At 42.0% G+C, this 25604-nt stretch carries 18 protein-coding genes; 17 read left to right on the top strand and 1 reads right to left on the bottom strand.

The genetic code is table 11. The features are described from left to right. Window positions 1-25: 25 nt before the first annotated feature. From ACZ47Z_RS14265 to ACZ47Z_RS14185, 17 genes are all read left to right on the top strand, one after another. Window positions 26-250, top strand: coding sequence for an acyl carrier protein (locus tag ACZ47Z_RS14265; RefSeq protein ID WP_054754242.1), 225 nt, complete (start codon window positions 26-28; stop codon window positions 248-250). A 12-nt stretch (window positions 251-262) separates the two neighbouring features. Next, window positions 263-1795, top strand: coding sequence for an AMP-binding protein (locus tag ACZ47Z_RS14260; protein WP_464525684.1), 1533 nt, complete (start codon window positions 263-265; stop codon window positions 1793-1795). A gap of 184 nt (window positions 1796-1979) precedes the next feature. Beyond that, window positions 1980-2942: a tRNA dihydrouridine synthase DusB gene (gene dusB / locus ACZ47Z_RS14255; protein WP_055157160.1), complete on the top strand. Its 963-nt coding sequence runs from the start codon at window positions 1980-1982 to the stop codon at window positions 2940-2942. A 421-nt stretch (window positions 2943-3363) separates the two neighbouring features. After that, window positions 3364-3846 carry a transcription elongation factor GreA gene (greA, locus tag ACZ47Z_RS14250; RefSeq protein ID WP_015530013.1) on the top strand — a complete coding sequence of 161 codons (483 nt, stop codon included), beginning with the start codon at window positions 3364-3366 and terminating at the stop codon, window positions 3844-3846. 169 nt (window positions 3847-4015) lie between these two features. Then, window positions 4016-6037: a lysine--tRNA ligase gene (lysS, locus tag ACZ47Z_RS14245; RefSeq protein ID WP_464526064.1), complete on the top strand. Its 2022-nt coding sequence runs from the start codon at window positions 4016-4018 to the stop codon at window positions 6035-6037. Between the two features lie 326 nt (window positions 6038-6363). Further along, complete coding sequence (locus tag ACZ47Z_RS14240; RefSeq protein ID WP_054754248.1) at window positions 6364-6792, top strand: MerR family transcriptional regulator; 429 nt, start codon at window positions 6364-6366, stop codon at window positions 6790-6792. Further along, on the top strand, window positions 6782-7615 hold the full coding sequence (locus tag ACZ47Z_RS14235) for an SDR family oxidoreductase (protein ID WP_117825208.1): 834 nt from the start codon (window positions 6782-6784) through the stop codon (window positions 7613-7615). The genes ACZ47Z_RS14240 and ACZ47Z_RS14235 overlap by 11 nt, the downstream gene beginning before the upstream one ends. 10 nt (window positions 7616-7625) lie before the next feature. Then, window positions 7626-8246, top strand: coding sequence for a flavodoxin family protein (locus ACZ47Z_RS14230; protein ID WP_117825211.1), 621 nt, complete (start codon window positions 7626-7628; stop codon window positions 8244-8246). 146 nt (window positions 8247-8392) lie between these two features. Then, the gene (locus ACZ47Z_RS14225; RefSeq protein WP_117825216.1) at window positions 8393-9778 is read left to right on the top strand and encodes a zinc-ribbon domain-containing protein; all 1386 of its coding nucleotides are present in this window, start codon (window positions 8393-8395) and stop codon (window positions 9776-9778) included. Then, window positions 9775-9954, top strand: coding sequence for a hypothetical protein (locus ACZ47Z_RS14220; RefSeq protein WP_002594660.1), 180 nt, complete (start codon window positions 9775-9777; stop codon window positions 9952-9954). Before ACZ47Z_RS14225 ends, ACZ47Z_RS14220 begins: the two co-directional genes overlap by 4 nt. A 534-nt stretch (window positions 9955-10488) precedes the next feature. After that, window positions 10489-11313, top strand: a complete 825-nt coding sequence (locus ACZ47Z_RS14215; protein ID WP_054754259.1) for a ParA family protein — start codon at window positions 10489-10491, stop codon at window positions 11311-11313. Beyond that, window positions 11270-12214: a ParB/RepB/Spo0J family partition protein gene (locus ACZ47Z_RS14210; protein WP_117825218.1), complete on the top strand. Its 945-nt coding sequence runs from the start codon at window positions 11270-11272 to the stop codon at window positions 12212-12214. Before ACZ47Z_RS14215 ends, ACZ47Z_RS14210 begins: the two co-directional genes overlap by 44 nt. 285 nt (window positions 12215-12499) lie before the next feature. Beyond that, window positions 12500-16750 (top strand): SpaA isopeptide-forming pilin-related protein, encoded by a 4251-nt coding sequence (locus tag ACZ47Z_RS14205; RefSeq protein ID WP_464525683.1) that lies wholly within the window; start codon window positions 12500-12502, stop codon window positions 16748-16750. 161 nt (window positions 16751-16911) lie between these two features. Beyond that, a complete protein-coding gene (locus ACZ47Z_RS14200; protein WP_054754262.1) occupies window positions 16912-17208 on the top strand; it encodes a hypothetical protein in 297 nt (98 codons plus the stop codon). A gap of 12 nt (window positions 17209-17220) precedes the next feature. Further along, complete coding sequence (locus ACZ47Z_RS14195; protein ID WP_023920501.1) at window positions 17221-17481, top strand: hypothetical protein; 261 nt, start codon at window positions 17221-17223, stop codon at window positions 17479-17481. Beyond that, window positions 17462-17761 carry a hypothetical protein gene (locus ACZ47Z_RS14190; protein WP_054754264.1) on the top strand — a complete coding sequence of 100 codons (300 nt, stop codon included), beginning with the start codon at window positions 17462-17464 and terminating at the stop codon, window positions 17759-17761. Before ACZ47Z_RS14195 ends, ACZ47Z_RS14190 begins: the two co-directional genes overlap by 20 nt. A 15-nt stretch (window positions 17762-17776) precedes the next feature. After that, window positions 17777-25087 (top strand): N-6 DNA methylase, encoded by a 7311-nt coding sequence (locus ACZ47Z_RS14185; protein ID WP_118374193.1) that lies wholly within the window; start codon window positions 17777-17779, stop codon window positions 25085-25087. 107 nt (window positions 25088-25194) lie between these two features. Here the strand turns inward: ACZ47Z_RS14185 and ACZ47Z_RS14180 are convergent, their stop codons facing one another. Further along, entirely contained in the window at window positions 25195-25533 is a 339-nt protein-coding gene (locus tag ACZ47Z_RS14180; protein WP_054754266.1) for a winged helix-turn-helix transcriptional regulator, read from the bottom strand. Between the last annotated feature and the right edge of the window lie 71 nt (window positions 25534-25604).

Raw genomic sequence — 25604 nt, 5'->3', positions numbered from 1 at the left:
AGGACAGAATGGAAAGGAAAAAATCATGTTTGAGCAGTTAGTAGATATTATTTGTAATTATGTAGAAATTGAACAGGAAAACATCAAGCCGGAATCACGTTTTATGGAAGATCTTGGATTCACATCCTTTGATTTTATGAGCATGCTTGGTGAAATAGAAGACGAGATGGATGTGGAGATTGAACAGGACAAGGCAGCAGATATCCGAACAGTCGGAGAAGCTGTAGCGTATCTTGAGTCTTTGAAGTAGAGGGAAAAGAAAATGGAATATAGAACAATTCGCGATATTCTTACAAATGCAGAAAAATGTTTTGGAAATGAAGACGCAATCCGTTACAAAGCAGGAAAAAATGAAATTGCGGCAAAGACATACACACAGTTGAAAGAAGACAGTGAGAGAATAACAGCATTATTGAAAAAACTGGGAGATCCAAAAAGTCATATCGCATTGATCGGTGCGACTTCTTATCTATGGATTGCTTCCTATTTTGGAATTGTGGACGGCGGAAATGTTGCAGTACCGTTGGATGTGTCACTTCCGGCAGAAGAACTGTGTGAACTTATCGACCGTGCAGATGTAACAATCCTGATTCTGGATGAGATTCGTAAAGATGTGATCGAAGCAGCGAAAGAAAAGTGTCCAAAACTGAAGTACATCCTTTCTATGCAGAAAGAAGCGAATGAGGGAAATATACTTTCTCTTACAAAATCAATGATGGAACAAACGATAGATGAGGATACAGGAGTAGAAAAAACAGAGATTACTCCGGATCAACTCTGTACGATCATGTTCACATCAGGGACAACAGGAAAGAGCAAAGGTGTGATGCTGACACACAGAAATCTCGTTGAGAACGCGACATGTCTGGATATGAAGCTCCCAGAGAGAAATGTGATCCTGTCAGTTTTACCGATTCACCACGCATACTGCCTGAGTATGGATATCCTGAAAGGAATTTCTCTCGGTGCAATTATCTGTATCAATGACTCTTTGATGCGTGTAGCAAAAAATATCAAATTATTTAAGCCGAATATGATCCTGATGGTACCGCTCATGATTGAAACTTTTGCAAAAAAGTTAGAAGACGTAAAAGACCTTCCGGAAAAAGTGGTAAAAGAAGCAGTATTTGGATCTCAGTTTCATACGATCTGCAGTGGAGGTGCATACCTGAACCCGGATTATATTGAGCTGTTCGAACGTTTTGGAATCCAGATTCTCCAGGGATATGGAATGACAGAATGTTCACCGGTCATCAGTACAACCGTTGCATGGAATGTAAAAAAGAATTCAGTAGGACAACTTCTTCCAAACTGCGAGGCAAAGACCGTAGATGGAGAACTGTGGGTTCGCGGAAGCAGTGTAATGCAAGGATATTACAAGATGCCGGAAGAAACAAAAACCGCACTGAAAGATGGATGGCTTTGCACAGGGGATCTTGGATATGTAGATGAAGAAAGGTTTATCTATCTGACAGGACGAAAGAAAAACCTGATCATTACAAAGAATGGAGAAAATGTCTCACCGGAAGAACTGGAGAATAAATTAAGTTCTTCAAGACTCGTACAGGAAGTATTAGTAAGAGAAGCAAAAGGAGTGATCGAGGCAGAAATATATCCGGATGAAGAGTACGCAAAAAAGCAGGGACTTGAAAGAGAAGAGGAAGTCCGTGTAGAACTCCAAAAACTGATTGATGAATATAATCAGGGTGCACCGGCATATAAAAAAATTTATAGTCTGATCATTCGCGAGAAAGAATTTGAGAAGACAGCTTCAAGAAAAATCAAGAGATATTAAAAGACAGATAAAAAAGTCTGAATAAATGGAGGATTGCAAAAGCTTTGTGATTGCCGGATTTATTCAGACTTTTTTGTGTGAATGCGAAAGAACAGATCGTGTACGTTGACTTTTCGGCAGTTATTTACTATGATACTAAAGTCAAATAAGAAGAATAGTTATAGATTAGAAAGAATAGAATATGATGAAACAGTTGAAAATAGGAAATGTGACGCTGCCAAACCGTTACATCTTAGGACCGATGGCCGGAGTGACAGATCTTCCATTCCGTGTGTTGTGTAAAGAACAGGGAGCAGGTCTTTTGTGTATGGAGATGGTCAGCGCAAAAGCGATTTTATATAATAATAAAAATACAGAGTCACTTTTGGAGATCCACCCGGATGAACAGCCAGTGTCACTTCAGTTTTTTGGATCAGATCCGAAGATTATGAGTGAGATGGCAAAACGTGTGGAAGAGCGTCCATTTGATATCATGGATATTAACATGGGATGTCCGGTGCCGAAGGTTGTGCGCAACGGAGAAGGCTCTGCACTTATGAAGAATCCGAAGCTGGTTTATGAAATCGTCAGTGCAATGGTGAAGGCGATTGATAAGCCGGTCACTGTGAAGATAAGAAAAGGATTTGATGACAGCTGCATTAATGCGGTTGAGATCGCGAAGATCATTGAGGAGGCCGGGGCAGCAGCTGTAGCCGTGCACGGAAGGACAAGAGAACAGTATTACAGCGGACAGGCAGATTGGGATATCATCCGTCAGGTAAAAGAAGCTGTCTCTATTCCGGTAATTGGAAACGGAGATGTGACAAGCCCACAGAAAGCAGAGGAGCTGGTAAAACAAACAGGGTGTGACGGAATCATGATCGCGAGAGGAGCACAGGGGAATCCATGGATCTTCTCCGAGATGATCACATATGAAGAGACAGGCACATTACCAGAACGTCCGGGAAAAGAAGAAGTTCGTGATATGATGCTTCGTCATGCCAGATTACAGCTAAAATACAAAGGTGAATTCATTGGTATCCGCGAGATGAGAAAACATGTGGCATGGTATACAAAGGGACTGAAAGGTTCTGCAAAATTGCGTGAAGAAATCAACCGGGTAGAGTCCTATCAGGAACTGGAAGAACTTCTCTTTCAGAGACTGTAGGAAAAGAAGCTCCGGGACTTCGGAAAACAGTTGGAAAAAGTTCGGAAAAAGGCGGTTTTAAAGGCTTTTCATACACTGCGCAGAAGTGACCTGTGAGAGTGAAATTGCTTGACAGAAAGCGCGAGTTTGAGTATAATATTGAAATTGCGGACGGACGCTGATACAACGATTGGCGTTCAGGAGAAAAAGACAGCAGACATGCATTTTAAAACCGATAATATGATGTAAGTGTCAAAAGTATAAATTGCATAGCAATGGAGCAATTTGGTTAGATCATAATATCTGTAGACAGAGAAGAAACTTTGAATGCATGAAAAGTATAGACAGAAAATGATTTGCAGAGAATCTGTAAATGTTGTAGGAAACGAAACGTTATTGCAACAGGCAGTGACGGTAAGGAAGTAGAAAGGAAGCAGGAACAATGGCAGAGGCAAAAAAAAGATTACTTACTTATGCCGGATTAAAGGCAATTGAGGATGAACTTGAGAATCTGAAAGTAGTAAAGAGAAAAGAAGTTGCAGGTAAGATCAAAGAGGCAAGAGAGCAGGGAGACCTTTCCGAGAACGCTGAGTATGATGCAGCGAAAGACGAGCAGAGAGATATCGAAGCCCGTATCGAGGAGCTTGAGGCAATCCTGAAGAATGCAGAAGTTGTAGTAGAGGATGAAGTTGATCTTAATAAGATCAATGTTGGATGTGCAGTAAAGGTTTACGACATCACATTTGATGAAGAGATGGAGTTCAAGATTGTTGGTTCTACAGAGGCGAACAGTCTGGAAGGAAAGATCTCCAATGAGTCTCCGGTAGGTCACGCACTGATCGGAAAGAAAATCAATGATGTCGTTGACGTTGAGACACAGGCAGGAGTTATCCAGTACAAAGTACTTGATATCAAACGTTCATAATCAGCTTAGGACAGACCTCTTACTATTAAGAGGTCTGAATTCGCTTAAAAAGACAATATACAAAATAATGCTTCCAAGTTGATTTATGTAAAAATTGATGCGGAAGCAGATAGAAACGGAAGGAGAACAGACAGTGGGACAGAATCAGAAGAACACACAGGAACCAGATATGAATCAGCTGAAAAAGGTTCGCCGTGAGAAACTTGCAGAACTGCAGCAGAACGGAAGAGACCCTTTCCAGATTACAAAGTTTAACCAGACACACCATTCACTCGAAGTAAAAGATCTCTATGAGGCACATGAGGCTGAGATTTTAAAAGATCACCAGCAGCCGAACGTAGAAGGTATGGATGAAGAGCAGGCAAAAGAGGCTCTCAAGAATGATTACGAAGAGAGAAGAAGCATCATGGATGCAAGCCCGATTCACGTAGCAATCGCAGGACGTATGATGTTCAAGAGAGTTATGGGAAAAGCTTCTTTCTGTAATATCCAGGATTTACAGGGAAACATCCAGGTATACGTAGCAAGAGATGCAATCGGAACAGACGCTTACGCTGATTTCAAGAAATCTGATATCGGTGATATCTTCGGACTTGAAGGATTCGCTTTCAGAACAAGAACAGGAGAAATCTCTATCCATGCCGAGAAGATGACACTTCTCTCCAAGAGCTTACAGATGCTTCCGGAGAAGTTCCACGGCCTGACAGATACAGACACACGTTATCGTCAGAGATACGTAGACCTGATCATGAATGCAGACTCTAAAGATACATTTATCAAACGTTCCAAGATCCTTGCAGCAGTCCGTAAGTACTTAAGCGGAGAAGGATTCATGGAAGTTGAGACTCCGATGCTTGTAGCAAATGCCGGTGGAGCAGCTGCAAGACCGTTCGAGACACATTTCAACGCACTGAATGAGGATCTGAAGCTTCGTATTTCACTTGAGCTGTACCTGAAGAGACTGATTGTTGGTGGACTTGAGAAAGTATACGAGATCGGACGTGTATTCCGTAACGAAGGTCTTGATACAAGACATAACCCAGAGTTCACTCTGATGGAGCTTTACCAGGCATACACAGATTACCACGGCATGATGGATCTGACAGAGAACATGTATCGCTTTGTTGCTCAGGAAGTTCTTGGAACAACACAGATCGTTTACAAAGGAATCCCGATGGATCTCGGTAAACCGTTCGAGCGTATCACAATGGTTGATGCAGTTAAGAAATATGCAGGCGTTGACTGGAATGAAGTTGAGACTCTGGAGCAGGCAAGAGAACTTGCAAAAGAGCATAATGTAGAATTTGAAGAGAGACATAAGAAAGGTGACATCCTCAACCTCTTCTTCGAGGAGTTCGTAGAGGAGCATCTGCTTCAGCCGACATTCGTTATGGATCACCCGGTTGAGATCTCTCCACTGACAAAGAAGAAACCAGAGAATCCAGAATATGTAGAGCGCTTCGAGTTCTTCATGAATGGATGGGAGATGGCAAATGCTTACTCCGAGCTGAATGACCCGATCGATCAGAGAGAGCGTTTCAAAGCGCAGGAAGAACTGCTTGCACAGGGAGATGATGAAGCCAACACAACAGATGAAGACTTCATGAACGCACTGGAGATCGGTATGCCGCCTACAGGTGGTATCGGATTCGGTATCGACAGAATGTGTATGCTGCTGACAGGAGCAGAGGCAATCAGAGATGTATTACTGTTCCCGACAATGAAGTCCTTAGATGGTGTAAATAAGAAAAATGATGTAAATAATACAGCTTCTGAAGCACCTGAAAAAAATGTAAAAACTGAATCTGAAAAGATTGATTTCTCCAACGTAAAGATTGAGCCAATCTTTGAAGAAATGGTAGATTTCGATACATTCAGTAAGTCTGATTTCCGTGCAGTTAAGATTTTAGCTTGTGAAGCAGTACCGAAGTCAAAGAAGCTTCTGAAGTTTACATTAGATGACGGAGAACGCAAAGACCGTGTGATTTTAAGCGGTATTCACGAGTATTACGAGCCGGAAGAACTGGTTGGTAAGACAGCAATTGCTATCGTGAACCTGCCACCAAGAAAGATGATGGGAATTGATTCCGAAGGTATGCTGATTTCAGCAGTACACGAGGAAGACGGTCACGAAGGACTGAACCTTCTGATGGTTGATGACCACATTCCAGCAGGTGCAAAGCTCTATTAAGATGATGTAAAGATGTACCGTTTTATCAAATAGACGGGACGTACTTCATTTGATAAAAAACTGAAAAAACAGCGATTTACATCAAACTTACATCAATTGATGCAGAAATCGGTGCAAGCAAGAAAAAATCGCATAATTTTCAAGATGAATGGGCAGTCCCAATCGGGATTGCCCATTTTCTAAAATGAATGGAAATGCAAATCTGAATTTGTAAAGAAATTAGGAGTAAGAGTGTATAGATTTTAATAAAATCCTGCACTCTTTAAAAAACTTCTTGCATTCGAGTAACTCGAATGCTGTATACTGCAATTAAGGAGGCAAAGACTATGTATACAGTAAAGGAAGTAGCTGATATTCTTGGAGTTTCAGTTCATACAGTCAGATATTATGATGACCAGGGATTGATACCGGGAACAAAACGAGATTCATATAATCAGCGAATTTTTGATGATATGGAATTAGAATGGCTTTTTGTCAGTATTTCACTTAGGGATACAGGATTGCCTTTAAAAGAAATAAAAAGATACATTGAATTGTATCAGCAGGGTGATTCTACATTACAGCAAAGGTTCGAGATTATGTCCAAACAGCGAGAAAAGACACTGGAAGAAATTGAAAACTTGAAGCTGAGAATAAAAGTGTTGGATAGAAAAGTTGACCATTATGCAAAACTTTTAGCCGGCAAGGAAGACGAATGGAGTCACGAATATATGCAGAAGTTAATTTGGAAAGGCAGGAAGAAAAATGAAAAATAAGAAAGTATGGTTTGTTACAGGATGTTCCAAAGGGTTAGGACACGCATTGGTTAACGAATTATTGGAACAAGGTTATATGGTATCAGCGACGAGTAGAAACAAGCAGGCTTTAATAGAAGCTTTTGGAAATGAAAGTGAACAGTTTTTACCACTCTCAATGAATCTTGCAGATGAAGAAAGCGTAAAAACCGCATTGAAAAAGACAGTGTTGAAATTCGGAAGAGTGGATGTAGTGGTCAATAATGCAGGATATACACATTTGGCAACGATTGAAGAAATGAGTGATAAAGCTGTTCGAGAACTATTTGACATCAATGTTTTTGGACTGCTAAATGTTATCAGAGCTGCATTACCGATAATGAGAAAACAGAACAGCGGTCATATTTTTAATGTGAGCAGTTTGGGTGCCTATAATGTCGGTCCTTTATCCGGTCCATATTGTGCGACAAAGCACGCTGTAAAGGCTCTTTCTGAAACATTGGCAATGGAGGTTAAGCAATTCGGAATTCACGTTACGGATGTAAAACCCGGATTTATGAGAACAGAGTTTTTTGGGGCTTCACATAAAACAGATATAGCGGAACACTCCCCATATCAAGACCTTTATGATGAAAATATGGATTTTTATAATGGACAAAATGGAACGCAAGCAGGTAATCCAAAGAAAGCCGCAGAACTCTATATCAAGGTTGCAGAAATGGATAATCCACCGGAATCCCTTCCAATGGGAACAGATTGCTGTAACGGAATTCGAGAAATTGCCTTAAACACAGTACAGCTAATGGATGAAATGCAAGATACAGCATCCTATACAGATTTTTAAGGAGGTTACGATGAAAGTATTATTGATAAATGGAAGTCCTCACAAGGAAGGATGCACATACACAGCATTAAAAGAAGTTGCAGATACCCTTGAGGCAAATGGAATTAAAACAGAGATGATGTATTTAGGTGTAAAGCCAATAGCAGGTTGTATCGCCTGTGGAAACTGTCAAAAAACCGGGAAATGTTTTGTTGATGACCGTGTTAATGAATTCATTGCAAAGCTGCCGGAAATAGACGGAATCGTATTAGGCTCTCCGGTTTATTATGCAGGGGCAAGTGGACAGATTACATCATTTCTTGACCGAGCATTTTTTGCAGGAAGTGGTAAGTTTGAGGGAAAACTTGGTGCTGCTGTTGTTAGCTGTAGACGTGGTGGAGCATCAGCAACCTTTGATCAGTTAAACAAGTACTTTACGATGAATAGTATGCCTGTTGTTTCATCGCAGTATTGGAATCAGGTACACGGATTTACACCGGATGATGTGAGACAGGATTTAGAGGGAATGCAGACAATGAGAACACTTGCCAATAATATGGCATGGTTATTAAAATGTATTGCACTTGGAAAAAAGCAAGGAATTGAAATGCCTGATACAGAAGAAAAAATACTGACTAATTTTATTCGGTAGTACAGATTCAAGTTTTTCAATTTACCCTTTGAGAGAGGAGAAATCCTTTTCTCAAAGGGCTTTTTCTATTTATACGGATATTCGCAAACTACAAGATAAAGCCAAAACTTCATATACTCTAAGCACAAGGAGGTTGAGGTTTGGCTATGAACAACAGTTTAGCAGAAGTACACCCGGAGCTTGTTTCGGAGTGGTCGGAGAAGAACATACCGCTTACACCTGATGATATTACCTTTGGTTCAAATAAAAAAGTATGGTGGAGAGGTGCTTGCGGTCACGAATGGCAGACAAGCGTTAAGGCTCGTTCTAATGGAGAAAAATGCCCGATATGTTCCGGTGCGAGAGTGATTGCAGGGATTAACGATTTGGCGACATTAGAGCCGCTACTGGTAAAGCAGTGGTCGAAAAAGAATAAGATAAAACCGACAGAGGTTTCTATTGGTTCTCATAAGAAAGTGATTTGGAGATGCGAGAAAGGTCACGAGTGGGAAGCAGCCGTTAAGAGCAGGACAATAAATAAAACAGGTTGCCCGTATTGCTCCCATAATAAAGTGTTGGCAGGATTTAATGACCTTGCAACACTTCTGCCGGATATAGCTGCCGAGTGGTCGGATAGAAATTATCCGTTACTTCCAACTCAGGTTACGGTCTTTGCCAATCGTAAGGCTTGGTGGAAGTGTAAGGATTGCAGAAGAGAGTGGAACACCCTTATTTCTACTCGTTCCGGTGGGAGCAAATGCCCGTATTGCAGTGGGTACATATTCCTGAAAGGGTTTAACGATTTGCAGACAACACACCCTGAAATTGCTTCTGAGTGGTCGGAGAAGAACTTGTCATTGAAGCCTGATGAGGTAAATGCAAAGTCGAGGAAAAATGTCTGGTGGAAGTGCAGAAAATGCGGTAATGAGTGGAAATCAGTTATCAATGCTCGTGTAAAAGGTACGGTATGCCCCGTTTGTGCAGAGAGAGAAGTCCTTGCCGGATATAATGATTTGGCGACAACAGACAGTCAGCTTCTTAGCGAATGGGATTATGAACAGAATAAATTGAAACCGACACAAGTATCACGAACTTCGGCAAAGAGAGCGTGGTGGAAATGCAGGCACGGTCATTCGTGGAGTATGAAGATAAATGAAAGAACGATATTGAATAAAGGCTGTCGATTTTGTGAGCAGGAGTATTTGTCATTATTTCCTGCTTTGGCTGTCAGCTATTATTCTAATAAGAAAGGCTTGAAAGCAGAACTTGGTTCTGACCGATTGCTTGGAGTTCCGCTTGAAACATACATACCTTCAGAAAAGTTGGCTATTGAGTCCGGAAGTGCTGATGAGAATATAGAAATAATGAAAGCATATATGTGTAAGCAACGAGGGATAAGGCTGATTAAGCTGCCGATGAAAGGCACAGAACTGGATTATGCCAATAGCTTAAAGAAAGCTTTTCAGAGCGTACATATATTTATTTCTTCCGATACCGAGGAAGATGTGGAGATAATAAAAAATACATTTGAAAGATGGAGGGACAGCCAATGAGAGAGAAAACCTATCATCTATACTTAAATGAAGAAGAACGAAGCCGAGTGATACAATCGCTCATTGAACTGAAGAACAATTTAGCAGCTCAGGGACGATACACCGATGCAGTAGATGATGTCCTCTGTAAAGTGCTTGAAGCAAAGAAAAAGAAATTGAAAATTGAATACATTTAGAACGTGTTTTGCCGTCTGTTTCCTAACCGGAGCAGGCGGCTTTTTTTATTTCAAAAATTTTTTTGAAAAATTTTTGGAAAAGCGGCGATTTTGGGTGTGCATTTCATACCCCTTTGTCCAAATGAGTGAAGGGGTTCATTCCAGATAGCAAAAACGGAAGCCTTTTCACTTGAAAATTGAATAAGTCATTCACTAAGACTTTACTTCTGATGATAGCCACTTTAGCAGGTACGCCGTGATTTCTGTATTTCAGAATAGCGAGAACTCCGGCTATGAGTATCAGGTTGCCCCTGATATGGCGATGACAGTCAGAATGATAATGATACTTCTCTACGGAGCTGGCGGAGTACCCGGCAGAGGTTAGAATCCTATGATACAGATAAGCAGTCTGTTCCTTAGTGACTTCCCATAAGCATTTTGCTTGGCAAGGGGTGTTGAGAACAAATATTGCTATGACCGATTAGGAAATGAGTCGGTCAGGTACATAGCCATAATGCGGTGGCTATGAATTTTCAGAAAGGAGGGCAAAAAGAAGTGTCAAACTGTAAAACGATTTCCGTATGTAACCAGAAAGGCGGAGTCGGAAAGACCACCACAACAGTTAATCTCGGAGTCGGGCTTGCAATGCAGGGCAAGAAAGTATTGCTCATAGACGCAGACCCGCAGGGCGATTTAACGACTTGTCTTGGTTGGCAGGATACAGACGGTTTGGGTATCACGCTTGCAACGAAACTCACAGATGTAATCAATGAAACGATGACAGACCCTATGGTTGGTATCCTGCACCACGAAGAAGGTGTTGACCTTGTTCCGGCAAACCTTGAGCTTTCAGCAATGGAATTTAACCTTGTAAACGCAATGAGCAGAGAAACTACACTCAAGAATTATCTGAGTCAAGTGAAAAACAGATATGATTATGTAATTATAGACTGTATGCCTTCACTTGGTATGGTTACTCTTAATGCTTTATCGGCGGCAGACAGTGTTATCATTCCGGTTCAGGCTCAGTATTTGCCGGCAAAGGGTATGACACAGCTTGTGCAGACTATTTCAAAAGTAAAGAAGTATATCAATCCGGATATTAAGATAGACGGTATGCTGCTTACTTTGGTGGATAGCCGAACAAACCTTGCAAAGAGTACGGTTGAAGCACTCAGGGCAAACTTCGGTAATCAGATAAGAATGTATCGAACACAAATCCCGATTGCCGTAAAAGCCGCTGAAACTTCTTCCAAAGGCAAGAGCATTTATGCTTATGAGCCAAATAGCACAGTGTCTAAGGCATACGCTGAATTTACAAAGGAGGTGTTAGCCGATGGCAGGAAGAAAGAGCGACTTCACTCTCACGAAGCTCGATGATTTATTTACCACTCAGGCACAGAGAGATGAAGAACAGCTTTCAAAAATCCGAGATATTCCGTTAGAGCTGATTGATGATTTCCCAGACCATCCGTTTAAGGTCAGGGACGATGAAGATATGATGCAGCTTGTGGAGAGTGTCAAGGAAAGAGGGGTTATTACTCCGGCAACGGTAAGGCAGAAAGAGGACGGCAGATATGAACTTGTTTCAGGACACAGACGAAAGCGAGCTTGTGAACTGGCAGGATTTGAAACACTGAGAAGTGAGATTGTAGACCTGAACAGAGATGAAGCGACCATTTTAATGGTTGAGAGTAATTTCCAAAGGTCAGAGATATTGCCGAGTGAAAAAGCCTTTGCCTATAAAATGCGTTTAGAAGCATTAAGCAGACAAGGGAAAAGAACAGATTTAACTTCCAACCCACTGGGTCGGAAGTCGGATGGCAAAGAAACTGCTCAAATAATCGGAGAACAATCGGGCGACAGTCAAACGCAAGTTCGTCGTTATATTCGTTTAACAAACCTTGTTCCCGAACTGCTTGAATTTGTTGATGAGGGGCGTATCAAAATGCGTCCTGCCGTAGAACTTTCCTATCTTGATGAAGATTGCCAGCGTGATGTGGTTGACGAAATCGACCTGAATGACGCTACCCCGTCACACGACCAGACAATCCGTATGCGAAAGTTATTCAACGAGGGCAACCTTACAACCGAAGCAATCCACGCTGTTATGTCTGAGGAAAAGCCGAACCAAAAGGAAAAAATCGTGTTGAGGGGCGACAGAGTAAGACAGCTTATCCCGAAAAATATTCCCGTCAGTCAGACGGAGGATTTTGTCTGCAAGGCATTGGAGCATTACAACAAGTTCTTGCGTAATCGTGCAGAGCGTGACAGCAGATAGCCTGTTTTACAGTTCCCCTTTCTCACACTCTAACCCCTTAGTTATACTTTTACCTACCGAAAATGATATATACTATCTCACTTGAATATAACTATCTCAAAGTATATGTCTATCTCTAAGGGGCAATCGCACAGTATGAACGGACAGGAGGTGTATGGTAAAATGAAAAATTAACGAAAAATCCGCATTTGTTTTTCGGCAGGTAAATCTTGTCGTAAGAGAAAATCCACAAAGGCACATCGTAGAGATACGGTGTGTTTTTCAATTTTTACAGGAGGAAACGCAATGATAAAGTCAAAATTCAAAAGAGTCACGTCGCTTTTCTTGGCGACCCTTATGTGTGTGACCACTTTTGCAGGCATTGGCTCGATAACAGCATATGCTGCTTCGGGAGAAAAAGCCGATGTTTATATGGTCGATTTCCCTCGTGATGGCGATGCTAATTACGATGGGGTATGGGGACACAGTAATTTGACCTTGAAAAATGGTTGGCATACCGGACGTTCTAATTTTACCAATCTTAAGGCTATTGGCTCATACTCAGGCAATGTTGCTTATTGTATTGAGCCGGGAATTTCGCTCAAGGTCGGTCAGACAATGAATAAGTATGACGAAAATTATTTTAATAACCTTGCATCCAACGGGGTTATTTCCGGAGATGAAATCCGTCTTTTCGTTGGTCGTATTTTACAGTATGGCTACCGTGGGACAATCTCGACATCTTGGAGGTCACAGAATGAAGCAGCAGCAAACAGCATTGCACAGGCTTATGCCACACAGCTTCTTATCTGGGAAACTGTTATCGGAGAGCGTGATGTGAACTTCAATCATGTAGCAGCCAGTGGTTGCAGCAATGTGAAAGATGTCATCAATGCAAAGCATCCGCTTCGCAATAAGATTTTCAGTTATTACAACAGTATGGTGCAGAGTGTACAGAACCATGCGACCATACCGAGTTTTTGTAATAAATCATCCGGTTCGGCAAAGACAATAGAACTTGAGTGGAACGGAAGCAAGTACACAACTACTCTGACAGATTCCAATAATGTGCTGTCCAAATATAATTTCAAGGCAAGCATCAGTGGAGTGAGCTTTTCAGTGAATGGTAACAAACTTACGGTTTCTATGGATACAGCACCGAGTAAGGAATTTACCATTACCGCAACCAAGAAAAATGCAGTCCGCAGAGGTGTGGTTGTATGGTCAGAGGGCAAACACGGTCAGAATTCCAGTGTGCAGGATGTTGTCAGCTATGCTCAGGAAGTAAGCGACAGTATCAACGGTTATGTGAAGATGAAAGTCAGCTATGGTTCTTGTCAGATTGTAAAGACCAGTGAGGACGGCAAGGTTGACGGTATTAACTTCACGATTACCGGAAACGGTATCAATCAGACGGTTACAACAGCTAATGGCGGTAAGTTCCAGATTGATAACCTTATGCCGGGTATCTATACTGTAACCGAGCAGGCATACGATAAGTACGAGCCGCAGGAAACACATAGAGTTACTGTTGTAGCAGGACAGGGTGCAAAGGTCAATTTTAATAACAAATTGAAGCGTGGCGACCTTCAGGTAGTGAAGTCCTCAGAAGATAACCTTGTTGAAGGTATGAAGTTCCATCTTTTCGGTACTTCTCTTTCCGGTGCTGCTGTTGACCAGTATGCAGTTACAGACAAAAACGGTGTGGCAACTTTCAAAGATGTGCTTATCAGTGGTTCTGAACCATATACCCTTGAGGAAGTAGACACGGCTATCCGTTATGTTGTGCCGAAAAATCAGATTGCACCAGTGAAGTGGAAAGAAGTAACCACAAGAAACTTCAATAATATTTTGAAGAAGTTTACTGTAACAGTAACAAAGAGCGACGCTGAGAAAGGCGAAGCACAGGGCAATGCCAAACTTTCGGGAGCAATTTACGGTATCTATAAGGGAGAAACGCTTGTAGATAAGTATGTTACTGATGAAAACGGTCAGTTCACTACCAAAGAATATGTTTGTGATACCGACTGGACAATCCGAGAAATCACACCGTCAGAGGGATATTTGCTTGATAAGACTATCCATGAAGTAGGTGCAGACCCGAAACTTTATGAGGTGGAACACAACCTTACTTCCAATGATGTAACCGAGCAGGTAATCAAAGGTAATGTGGCTATCATTAAACACACTGACGATGGAGAAACAAAGATTGAAACACCTGAAAAGGGTGCTTCCTTTGAGATTTATCTGAAATCTGCCGGAAGCTATGACGCAGCCAATAAAGACGAGAGAGATACTATCGTTTGCGATGAAAATGGCTTTGGTCAGACAAAAGATATGCCGTATGGTATTTATACTGTACACCAGACTTCTGGTTGGGAAGGCAGAGAGATGATGGACGATTTTGATGTGTTCATTTCACAGAACGCACAGACGTATCGTTATCTTATCAATAACCGTAACTTCGAGAGCTTTGTCAATGTAGTTAAGGTGGACGCAGAAAGCGGAAAGAGTATTCCGTATGCAGGAGCAGGATTTAAGATTTACGACCCGCAGGGTAATCAGGTCAAAATGACCTTTACTTATCCGACACCGACCACGATTGATGTGTTCTATACCGATGCAAATGGTTCTCTTGTCACACCTGAGAAACTGGATTACGGCAAGGGGTATTCTATCGTAGAGGTACAAGCTCCATACGGATATGTACTTGATGATACTCCGGTATATTTTGATATTACCGAAGAAAATTCCACAGAGGAAGGCGGCGTAACTGTTGTGAAAGTCAATAAGCCGAATATGGCACAGAAAGGTACTATCACGGTTGAAAAGACCGGAGAAGTATTTAGTGGTGTCAATGTAAGTGGTTCTGAGGACAGTGATGTTATTTATCAGCCTGCTTATGAAGTGGCAGGACTTGAGGGTGCAGTTTATGAAGTCCGTGCTGCGGAAGATATTAGCACACCGGACGGTACACTCCGCTATTCAAAGGGCGAAGTGGTAGATACTATCACAACAAGCTCCGATGGATTTGTTAAGAGCAAAGAACTTTATCTCGGAAAATACGAGGTCAAGGAAATTACCGCACCTGATGGAATGGTAGTGAGTGGCGAAACACATACGGTTGAGCTTACTTATGCAGGTCAGAATATCTCTGTTACCGAAACTTCCACATCATTCTATAACGAAAGACAGAAAGTTCAGGTAAGCCTTGCAAAAGCCATTGAAAAGGATAAGACATTTGGTATTGGCGACAACGGAGAAATCAAAAACATCAGCTTTGGTCTTTATGCCGCAGAAGATATTGTATCTGCAAGCGGTACCGTTATTCCGGCTGATGGACTGATTGAGATTGTCAGCATAAATGAAAATGGAACTGCTGTTATGAAGTCAGACCTTCCGTTTGGCAAATACTATGTCAAAGAGAATGCAACCGATGAGCATTATATTCTCTCTGATACGAAGTATCCGGTTGTGTTTGAATACGCAGGTCAGGATACCGCAACGGTTGAAATTAAAGTAAATGACGGAAAAGAAATCAAGAATGAACTTATCTATGGTTCTGTATCAGGTAAGAAGATTGACGAGAATGGAGAAGCACTTGAGGGTGCTGTTATCGGTATCTTCAAAGCCGAAGAAACAGAATTTACAAAGGATACTGCACTTATGACGACTATCTCTGCAAAAGACGGTAGTTTTTCTTTTGAAAAAGTACCTTATGGCAAATGGATTGTAAGAGAAATCGAGCAGCCAAAGGGATTTGTTCTTGATGAAAAAGCGTATGAGGTTAATATTAGCAAAGCCGAGCAGGTAGTTGAAATTGAGATTGTCAATGAGTATGTTCACGGCAATATCAGACTCACGAAGGTGGACGCTGAATATCCGGATAACAAGCTTACGGGTGCAACCTTTGAGGTATATAAGGACACCAATGAGAACGGAAAGATTGATGATGGAGATGAACTTATCGGAAATCTTGAAGAAACTGAAACCGGAATTTATGAGATGAAAGAACTGCTTTACGGAAAATATATTGTCCGTGAAACAAAAGCACCGGAGGGCTTCCTGCTTGATAAGGGAGAATACTCTGTTTTCATTGAGAAAGACGAAACAACTTATTCCGTTGAGAATAAGGCAGGTGTCGGATTTATCAATGAAGCTATGCGTGGAACACTGAAAATCGTTAAGACATCTTCAGACGGTAAGGTCAAAGGTTTTGCGTTCAGAGTAACCGGAGCAAACGGCTATGATATGACATTTGAAACAGATAAGAACGGCGAAATCGTGATTGAGGGACTTCGTATTGGCGAATATACCGTATCCGAAGTGGCAAACAATGCCTCTGCTGCATATATCACACCTGCCGACCAGAATGTTACTATCAAACTTGATGAAACAGCCGTTGTAAAAATGCACAATGAGTTGAGGGATACTCCAAAGACAGGAGATGATACCAATATGAAACTTTGGTATGTCCTTGCCGGACTTTCTGCTGTCGGTATCGCTGTAACGTCTGTTGTTGCACACAAAAAGAAGAAAAAGGAGGGTAACGAGTAATGGAAGCAAAGACAATTATCGCTATCGCATTAGTCGCCGTTATTGTCGGCGGCTTTATCTTTCTTCAGGTTAAAAACCGTAAGAAGTAAGTAACAAGCGAACATTAACCAGTCGGGGCAGAGCGTAAAAAACTCTGTCCCTTTAATTTTTGGAGGAACATTATGAAACAACAGAAAACGGTGGAGAGCCGAGTGCTTGAAATCTTAAAGAAATGCCCGATGTCGAGGTATGATGATATGCTTCTTATTCTGCATTATTACAATCGGTACGGATATATACCTGCTGGAAATCTTCCGCTTGAGGATATTGTATTTAATTACCGAGCATACGGACTTCCTTGTTTTGAAACCATACGCAGGGCAAGGCAGAGAGTACAGTCCCTTTTTCCTGAGTATTCACGTAATCCGCAGAAAGAAGAACAGAGCGGCAGTATTTCTATTGTAATCAACATTAGCTAAGGAGGTATTTTCGTGAAAGACAAAGCAACTTTTCAGAATAAGGTTAAGGTGCTGAATAAACTCTTTGACTCCGGTTGTGATACGGAGAAAAAGTTGCAGCAGCTTGATATGGAAGCAATCCTGAAAATTCCGAATATCACGATTCCTGATATGGGTGTGATTATGGAGCTTCAGAAGAATACAAAGTCCGGTAAACTCTTTTCGTATTTGGGCGGCGGTTCTGATGAAGCAACAAAAATGAGAGGTAAGGAAAATGAAGCAACAGGAGAATAGAGCAGAGCCGCAGGAAAAGCAAATTCGATTTATAAACAGTCATTACAACTTAAAATTCTATATTCCCGATGGTGGAAAAATCAGGATTACTTTTCGTGATGGACACACAGCAGACAGAGTGTGCAAGTATATTGATGACTACCATTTGTATGTCGGAAATTGCTGCTATCATATATGTGAGTTTGCTGAAAAAATGGAGCTTAATGGAAGCAAAGTTGAACCTATCAATCAATCCGAACCGTCAAAAAACAAGACCAGAAACAGAGAAAAACAGCGATAAGGAGGTGCAAGAGTAATGGCACGAAAATATGACCTTATTTCTGAGCTTTACAACCGCACCTGCAAAACGGTTGTGTCAAATCCTCAGAACTGGCAGGCATTCTTGGCTTCGGCTTGCCGAAATTATAAGTTACGTTATGACGAGCAGCTACTTGTATATGCACAGCGACCTGATGCAACGGCGGTTCTTGAGATAGAGCAGTGGAACAAAATTTTTGGCAGATGGGTCAACCGAGGTGCAAGAGGTATTGCTGTTTTTGCTGATGAAAACCGTTCACGGCAAAGACTGACACATTACTTTGACATTTCAGATACTCACGAAAGCAGATATTCAAGAACAGTCCCGATTTGGGATATGCGTCAGGAATACGAAGCTGATGTGATTGAAACATTGGAAAGCACTTTCGGAGAGATTGAGAATAAGAGTAGTCTTGCCGAAGCAATTATGGGAGCAGCAAGAAATGCGGCAGAGGATAATATCCCTGATTATCTGCAAGACCTTTACTATGCAACCGAGGGCAGTTCCTTCGAGGAAGTGGAAGAGGATATTGTGGCTTTCATTTATAAAAATGTCGTGACAAATAGTGTGGCATATATGATGATGTCAAGGCTTGGCGTTGATACGGACGGTTATTTTGAACTTGATGATTTCAGAGATGTTACCAATTTCAATACGCAGGAAACACTCAATGCACTTGGATTTGCTACCAGTGATATTGCAGAAATGGGATTGACGGAAATATCTAAAACAATTACTGCACTCAACCGTCAAAATCGCATAATTGTCGGTCAGGACAGAAATGAATACAATAAGGTTGAAAATAACGACGAAAGGAGTTTGGACAATGAACGAACTGACCTACACGATGGTGGGCGATTACAGCCTTCCGAACCTGAAACTTCCACAGCAGCCGGAAGTGACTTTGGGCAGATACGCTCAGATGAGGAGAGATTTTCTGAAGGAACATCACAGAGTCCTTTACTACAATCTCCTGACGAGGGGCGAACTGACACAGCACTTGGCGGAAGTGGAACAGAGAGCCAGCAAGATGGAGGAAACAATCCTGAGCCAGATGGCACAGAAAGAGGGAGTGAGCGAACAGATGAAAGCGGAGGATATGATGAAATGGGTTCGTCTGATGAACTCCCTTCGCAGCTCGGCACAGGAAATCGTGAAAGCGGAAGTGATATTCGCTTAGAGTATTACGACAGAACACACGAGGATAAAAGCCTTCCGTTCTTTGGGCGTGATGAAGTAATCAATGAAATTCTCAGAACGACACCACATTTATCAGCAAGTCTGGAAGAAATCAAAGATTATTATGAACGTAATCCTGATAACAAAGACCGCACAGAGTATATAAAGAGTATTTTCAATAATGATTATACCGAGCTTACTTTAGAGGATGGCAGGACAGTAGGGTACAAGACCTTTGAAAACGTTCTGCATTTGTGGGAGGGCAAATACGACAGCAGAACCGCACAGAGTTTTTATGATTGGGCTGTTATTGCCCGACATTTTGAAGCTATGCGATTATTGGGAGAATTAAGTGACAGCATAAAACCATTACCGTCAATGGACGGTCAGATGACATTCATATTAGACGGTCGGGCAGAGGAAAAGAAAACCTCTGCCTTTACTTTTTCTCAGGAGATTATCGACGCTGTTCTTGCGAATGGAAGCGGATTTTCTGAGGGTAAAATGCGTATCTATGAGCAGTTTGAAAAAAGCCTTTCAGCAAAAGAAAACGCAGACTTCTTAAAAAATGAGTACGGTTGGGGCGGCTCTTATCCAGTAATAATCGGAGCAGGAATTGATGAGAGTCACGATGGAAAAGGTATTACGATTACGAAAGGTATCGGTAAAGAAAATCCACATATCACGCTTTCGTGGTCGCAGGTGGAGAAACGTATCGGGGAACTTATCCGAATGGACAGATACTTAAATCCAAAGGAAAAAGAACGCTATCCTCAGTGGCTTGAAAGTCAAGAGGAACGCAGAGCCAAAATCGAGGAAACGAAAAGAAACCGTGAGATACTCTCTAATGCACCACCGGAGCAGGAACTAGCCGAAAAAGAACCTGAAGAAGCGGAAATATCGCAAGATGTGAAATATGAATATCATCTTGGCGATAAGGTGTATATCGGTGCTTCTGAGTACGAAATCTTATCTGTTGATGATGAGAGAGTAATGCTCTATGACTATGATATGCCACTGTTCAATAAGGAATTTTCACGCACAGAGTTTGACAGAAAAGTGCGTGAGAATCCGATGAATGAGCATTTGATTGTAAAGGAAGAACCTGCCGAAGAAAGAAATGAAACGGAAGAAGTTCAGACCAATATGGGCAGTATGCCGATTGAAGATTATCGAGAGATAGTAGCTTCGCAGTCAGGTTTTGACAGCTATGATGAGATGTATCATCAGGGGTATCGCATAGGAAACGGTTATGATAAAGAGCCTGAGCCGGTAGTTCCCGCTTGGGAGCAGAAGAAAAAAGTCAAAGGCTTTGACTTGCACCCTGATGTATCTATGGCAGAACGCCACACCTTTAATCTCAAAGAAAATGAGGTTGAAACAGTTGGTAAAAAGGAACGCTTCCGCAGAAATATTATGGCGATACAGCTTCTAAAAAAATGTCAGGAAGAAAACAGATTTGCCACTCCTGAAGAACAGATTATCTTATCAAAGTACGTTGGTTGGGGTGGGCTTTCAGAAGCCTTTGATGAAAATAATTCAGCGTGGGCAACGGAATATCTGGAACTTTCTTCGGTATTAACACCGGAGGAATATGCTTCGGCAAGAGAAAGCACGTTGACTGCGTTCTACACGCCGCCCGAAGTTATCACAGCCATTTATAAGGCAATGGAGCAGATGGGCTTTAAGGAAGGCAACTTGTTAGAGCCGTCCTGCGGTATCGGTAATTTCATCGGTATGCTGCCGGACACAATGCAGGACAGTAAGATTTACGGTGTGGAACTTGATACGATTTCCGCAGGGATTGCACAGCAGCTTTATCAGAAAACAACCATTGCGGCACAAGGATTTGAAGAAACCAATCTGCCGGACAGCTTCTTTGATGGAGTGGTTGGCAATGTGCCTTTTGGAGATTTTAAGGTGTCGGATAAAAGGTACGACAAGCATAAGTTCCTGATACACGATTACTTTTTTGCCAAGTCCCTTGATAAGTTAAGACCCGGCGGTGTGATGGCACTTGTAACGAGCAAAGGCACAATGGATAAGGAAACTTTAGCAGTACGAAAGTATATTGCACAGAGGGCAGAGCTTCTTGGAGCAATCCGATTGCCGAATAATACCTTTAAGGGTAATGCAGGAACGGAAGTCATTTCGGATATTCTTATCCTGCAAAAGCGTGACAGACTGATAGATATTGAGCCGGATTGGGTTCATCTTGATACCGATGAGAACGGAATTAAGATGAACTCTTATTTTGTGCAGCACCCCGAAATGATACTCGGAGAAATGAAAATGGTATCGGGGCGTTTCGGTATGGAAGCAACTTGTGTGCCGTATGAAAATGCAGACCTTGCAGCACAGCTTGATGAAGCAGTAGCAAACATTCACGGAGAAATCACGGAATATGAAGCCGAGGAAGAACTGGAGGAGGAAGATAATTCTATTCCGGCAGACCCGGCAGTGAGAAACTTTTCATATACGGTGGTAGACGATAAAATCTATTATCGTGAAAATTCCCGTATGACTCCGGTGGAAGTGTCGGCAACCGCAGAGAACCGAATTAAGGGTATGATTGCTATTAGAAATTCCGTCAGAACGCTGATTGAATTGCAGACAGAAGATTACCCTGACAGCGAAATCAAAGCGGAGCAGGAGCGATTAAACAGACTTTATGATACCTTTTCAGGTAAGTACGGACTCATTAACAGCCGTGCAAATACCTCTGCTTTTTCGCAGGACAGTTCATTCTCTTTGCTTTCCGCATTGGAGATAATCGGAGAGGACGGAGAACTGGAACGTAAGGCTGATATGTTTTCTAAGAGGACAATTAAGCCGCATACTCCGGTTACTTCTGTTGATACGGCAAGCGAAGCGTTGGCGGTATCTCTTGGAGAAAAAGCCACGATTGATATGGACTATATGATGGAGCTTTCCGGTAAATCGGAGAATGAAATCTTTGAGGACTTAAAGGGTGTTATCTTCCTAAACCCGCTTTATGAGTATGGAAATTCTTACGAACCGAAGTATCTGATGGCTGATGAATACCTTTCGGGTAATGTCAGGGAAAAGCTGAAGATTGCAAAGAACTCGGCAGAACTCTATCCGGAAGATTATAAGGTCAATGTGGAAGCACTTCAAAAGGTGCAGCCGAAAGACCTGACTGCAAGTGAAATTTCCGTGCGACTTGGTGCAACTTGGCTGCCACCGGACGATGTGCAGGAGTTTATCTTTCATTTGCTTGAAACACCACGCTATGCACAGTGGAATATCAAAGTTCACTTCTCTCCATTTACGAGTGAGTGGAATATTGAGGGCAAATCTTACGACAAAGGAAATGTAAGGGCATATAACACTTACGGAACTTCCCGCATCAATGCCTATAAGATTATTGAGGAAACGCTGAATTTAAAAGATGTGCGTATCTTTGATTATATCGAAGATGATGAGGGAAAGAAAAAGGCTGTCCTGAATAAAAAGGAAACAGCGATTGCTCAGTCGAAGCAGGAAATGATTAAGCAGGAATTTCAGGACTGGATATGGTCTGACCCAGAACGAAGGGAAAGGCTTTGCAAATCCTACAATGAGAAATTCAATAGCGTCAGACCTCGTGAGTATGATGGAAGTCATATCATCTTCAATGGTATGAACCCTGAAATTGAACTCAGGGAACATCAGAAAAATGCGGTTGCCCATATCCTTTACGGAGGAAATACGCTTCTTGCACACGCAGTCGGAGCAGGAAAAACTTTTGAAATGGTAGCGGCAGCACAGGAGTCGAAAAGGCTTGGACTTTGTAATAAGTCACTGTTTGTTGTACCAAATCACTTGACCGAACAATGGGCGGCTGAGTATTTGCAGCTCTATCCGGCGGCGAATATCCTTGTCGCAACAAAGAAAGATTTTGAAACCAAGAACCGTAAAAGGTTCTGCGGCAGGATTGCAACCGGAGATTATGACGCAGTTATCATCGGACATTCACAGTTTGAGAAAATCCCGATGTCCATTGAAAGACAGAGGGCAATCTTAGAACAGCAACTTGAGGAGATAACCGGAGGAATTGCAGAACTCAAGCGAAACCGAGGGGAAAACTTCTCCATAAAACAGCTTGAAAAGTCAAAGAAATCCATCAAGCAGAAACTTGATAAACTCAATGACCAGACGAAAAAAGATGATGTTGTAACCTTTGAGGAACTTGGTGTAGACAGGCTTTTTGTTGATGAAAGCCATTATTACAAGAACCTTTATCTTTATACAAAAATGCGTAATGTGGGCGGTATCGCACAGACGGAAGCACAGAAATCTTCCGACCTCTTTATGAAGTGTCGTTACCTTGACGAGATTACCGGAGGGCGAGGAACCGTATTTGCAACGGGTACACCTATCTCAAACAGTATGGTGGAACTCTATACGATACAGCGATATTTGCAGTACAACACGCTTGTGAAAAATGGGTTGCAGCACTTTGATGCCTGGGCTTCCACTTTCGGAGAAACCATTACGGCAGTGGAACTTACACCGGAAGGAACAGGATACAGAGCAAAGACAAGGTTCGCAAAATTCTATAACTTGCCGGAACTAATGGCGATGTTCAAGGAGATTGCGGACATTAAAACAGCAGATATGTTGAACCTGCCAGTACCGGAAGCAAAGTACCATAACATTGCAGTAAAGCCGTCGGAAATGCAGAAGGAAATGGTTGCTTCCCTTGCAGAGAGAGCCGAGCAGGTGCGTGGCGGCGGTGTGGATTCAAGCGTAGATAATATGCTGAAAATCACGAATGACGGAAGAAAACTGGCTCTTGACCAGCGTATGCTAAACGATATGCTGCCTGATTTTGAGGGCAGTAAAATCAATGCCTGCGTCGATAACATCTATCGGATATGGGAAGAAAATATCGACAAAAAATCGGCACAGCTTGTGTTCTGCGACCTTTCCACTCCGAAGAATGATGGCACATTTTCCGTCTACAACGACATCAGAAAGAAGCTGATTGAGAGAGGTATTCCTGAAAGTGAAGTGAAGTTCATACACGAAGCCGACACGGATATGAAGAAAAAAGAACTGTTCCAAAAGACCCGCAAGGGAGAAGTCAGAGTGCTTCTCGGCTCTACTCAGAAGATGGGAGCAGGGACGAACGTGCAAGACAAACTTATTGCACTTCACGATGTGGATTGTCCGTGGCGACCTTCAGATTTGGAGCAGCGTTCCGGTAGAATTGTCCGTCAGGGCAATGAAAATCCGCAGGTAGAGATTTATCGCTATGTAACAGAGCAGACCTTTGATGCATACCTCTATCAGCTTGTGGAAGGTAAGCAGAAGTTCGCAAGTCAGATTATGACGAGCAAATCTCCGGTCAGGTCGGCAGAGGACATTGATGAAACCGCACTGTCCTATGCAGAGATAAAAATGCTTGCAACAGGCAATCCGTATATCAAAGAAAAGATGGACTTAGACATTCAGGTGCAGAAGCTGAAGATGTTAAAATCCAATTTCTTATCGGAGAAATACGGACTGGAGGATAAGGTCATCAAGTTCTATCCACAACAGATTGCTTACTTAAAATCCCGTGTAGAGGGACTTACAAAAGATGTTGAAACAGCAAAATCACACCCGAAACCGATAGACGAGCAGCCGCTTGGAATGATGGTATCGGGTGTTTCTTATTCCGAAAAAGCCGAAGCAGGTCAGGCAATCATCAATGCCTGCAAGTCAATGAACAGTCCTGATGCGATACCACTTGGCGAGTACCGTGGCTTTCAAATGGAACTGTATTTTGATACGGTGCAGCGTAATTATGTTGTGAAATTAAAAGGCGAAACGAGCAGAGATGTACCGCTTGGCGATGATTCTCACGGTAATATCGTGAGAATAGATAACGGCATAGAACGCTTTGAGGAAGCACTTGCTGATACGAAAAACAGCCTTGAAAATACGGAGAAGCAGTTTGAAACAGCGAAGCAGGAAATCGAAAAGCCGTTTGCAAAGGAGGAAGAATTGAGGGCAAAAACTGCCCGACTTGATGAGCTGAATATCCTGCTCAATATGGATAAAAAAGAAAATGAGATTGTCGGCGGAGAACCTGATGAGGGCGAAATGATTGAAAAGAAGTCAAGAAATTTTGAAAGATGAGTTTAGAATTGCGGTATGGAAAAATCCCATACCGCAGATAGTATGTTAGGTAAGATGGTACAAAGTTATACTGTCAGAAATAATATTTTCAAAAAAATTAGAAGATGTTAATCTGTCAGTTTGTTTTCTTCACCCCAAACACAAAGCTGATCTAACACTACCATTAGTGACTTGCCACGTTCCGAAAGACAGTATTCCACCTTGGGTGGAATTTGAGGATATTCAGTACGGATAATCAGTTTGTCAGATTCTAGTTCCTTGAGATTGCTACTTAATGTTTTATCGGAAATTGTTTTCAGATAACGCTTCAGCTCATTGAACCTTACAGTTTTAAATTCCATTAAACAATAAAGAATGACCATTTTATGTTTGCCGGAAATCAGGGACAAGGTGTAAGCAAAGCCTGTATCTTCAAAATTGGCATTTTCAATGTAGTTTTGTATCATTATACTTTCTCCTTGGATAGTACCTATCATTTTTACCAGTACTTGAAATTCTGAATTGATTGGATATAATT

It is taken from the genome of Mediterraneibacter faecis, from assembly GCF_055383675.1.
Note: the sequence above shows the minus strand (reverse complement) of the source record. Positions and strands in the feature narration are given on the sequence as shown.

What these genes read in the sequence shown, in the direction of transcription:
- ACZ47Z_RS14210 (WP_117825218.1), top strand. Translation starts at nt 11,270, where the DNA reads ATGGCAGGAAGAAAGAGCGACTTCACTCTCACGAAGCTCGATGATTTA.
- ACZ47Z_RS14185 (WP_118374193.1), top strand. Translation starts at nt 17,777, where the DNA reads ATGGCACGAAAATATGACCTTATTTCTGAGCTTTACAACCGCACCTGC.
- ACZ47Z_RS14230 (WP_117825211.1), top strand. Translation starts at nt 7,626, where the DNA reads ATGAAAGTATTATTGATAAATGGAAGTCCTCACAAGGAAGGATGCACA.
- ACZ47Z_RS14190 (WP_054754264.1), top strand. Translation starts at nt 17,462, where the DNA reads ATGAAGCAACAGGAGAATAGAGCAGAGCCGCAGGAAAAGCAAATTCGA.
- ACZ47Z_RS14240 (WP_054754248.1), top strand. Translation starts at nt 6,364, where the DNA reads ATGTATACAGTAAAGGAAGTAGCTGATATTCTTGGAGTTTCAGTTCAT.
- ACZ47Z_RS14200 (WP_054754262.1), top strand. Translation starts at nt 16,912, where the DNA reads ATGAAACAACAGAAAACGGTGGAGAGCCGAGTGCTTGAAATCTTAAAG.
- ACZ47Z_RS14205 (WP_464525683.1), top strand. Translation starts at nt 12,500, where the DNA reads ATGATAAAGTCAAAATTCAAAAGAGTCACGTCGCTTTTCTTGGCGACC.
- dusB (WP_055157160.1), top strand. Translation starts at nt 1,980, where the DNA reads ATGAAACAGTTGAAAATAGGAAATGTGACGCTGCCAAACCGTTACATC.
- ACZ47Z_RS14180 (WP_054754266.1), bottom strand. Translation starts at nt 25,533, where the DNA reads ATGATACAAAACTACATTGAAAATGCCAATTTTGAAGATACAGGCTTT.
- greA (WP_015530013.1), top strand. Translation starts at nt 3,364, where the DNA reads ATGGCAGAGGCAAAAAAAAGATTACTTACTTATGCCGGATTAAAGGCA.
- ACZ47Z_RS14265 (WP_054754242.1), top strand. Translation starts at nt 26, where the DNA reads ATGTTTGAGCAGTTAGTAGATATTATTTGTAATTATGTAGAAATTGAA.
- ACZ47Z_RS14220 (WP_002594660.1), top strand. Translation starts at nt 9,775, where the DNA reads ATGAGAGAGAAAACCTATCATCTATACTTAAATGAAGAAGAACGAAGC.
- ACZ47Z_RS14235 (WP_117825208.1), top strand. Translation starts at nt 6,782, where the DNA reads ATGAAAAATAAGAAAGTATGGTTTGTTACAGGATGTTCCAAAGGGTTA.
- ACZ47Z_RS14225 (WP_117825216.1), top strand. Translation starts at nt 8,393, where the DNA reads ATGAACAACAGTTTAGCAGAAGTACACCCGGAGCTTGTTTCGGAGTGG.
- lysS (WP_464526064.1), top strand. Translation starts at nt 4,016, where the DNA reads ATGAATCAGCTGAAAAAGGTTCGCCGTGAGAAACTTGCAGAACTGCAG.
- ACZ47Z_RS14260 (WP_464525684.1), top strand. Translation starts at nt 263, where the DNA reads ATGGAATATAGAACAATTCGCGATATTCTTACAAATGCAGAAAAATGT.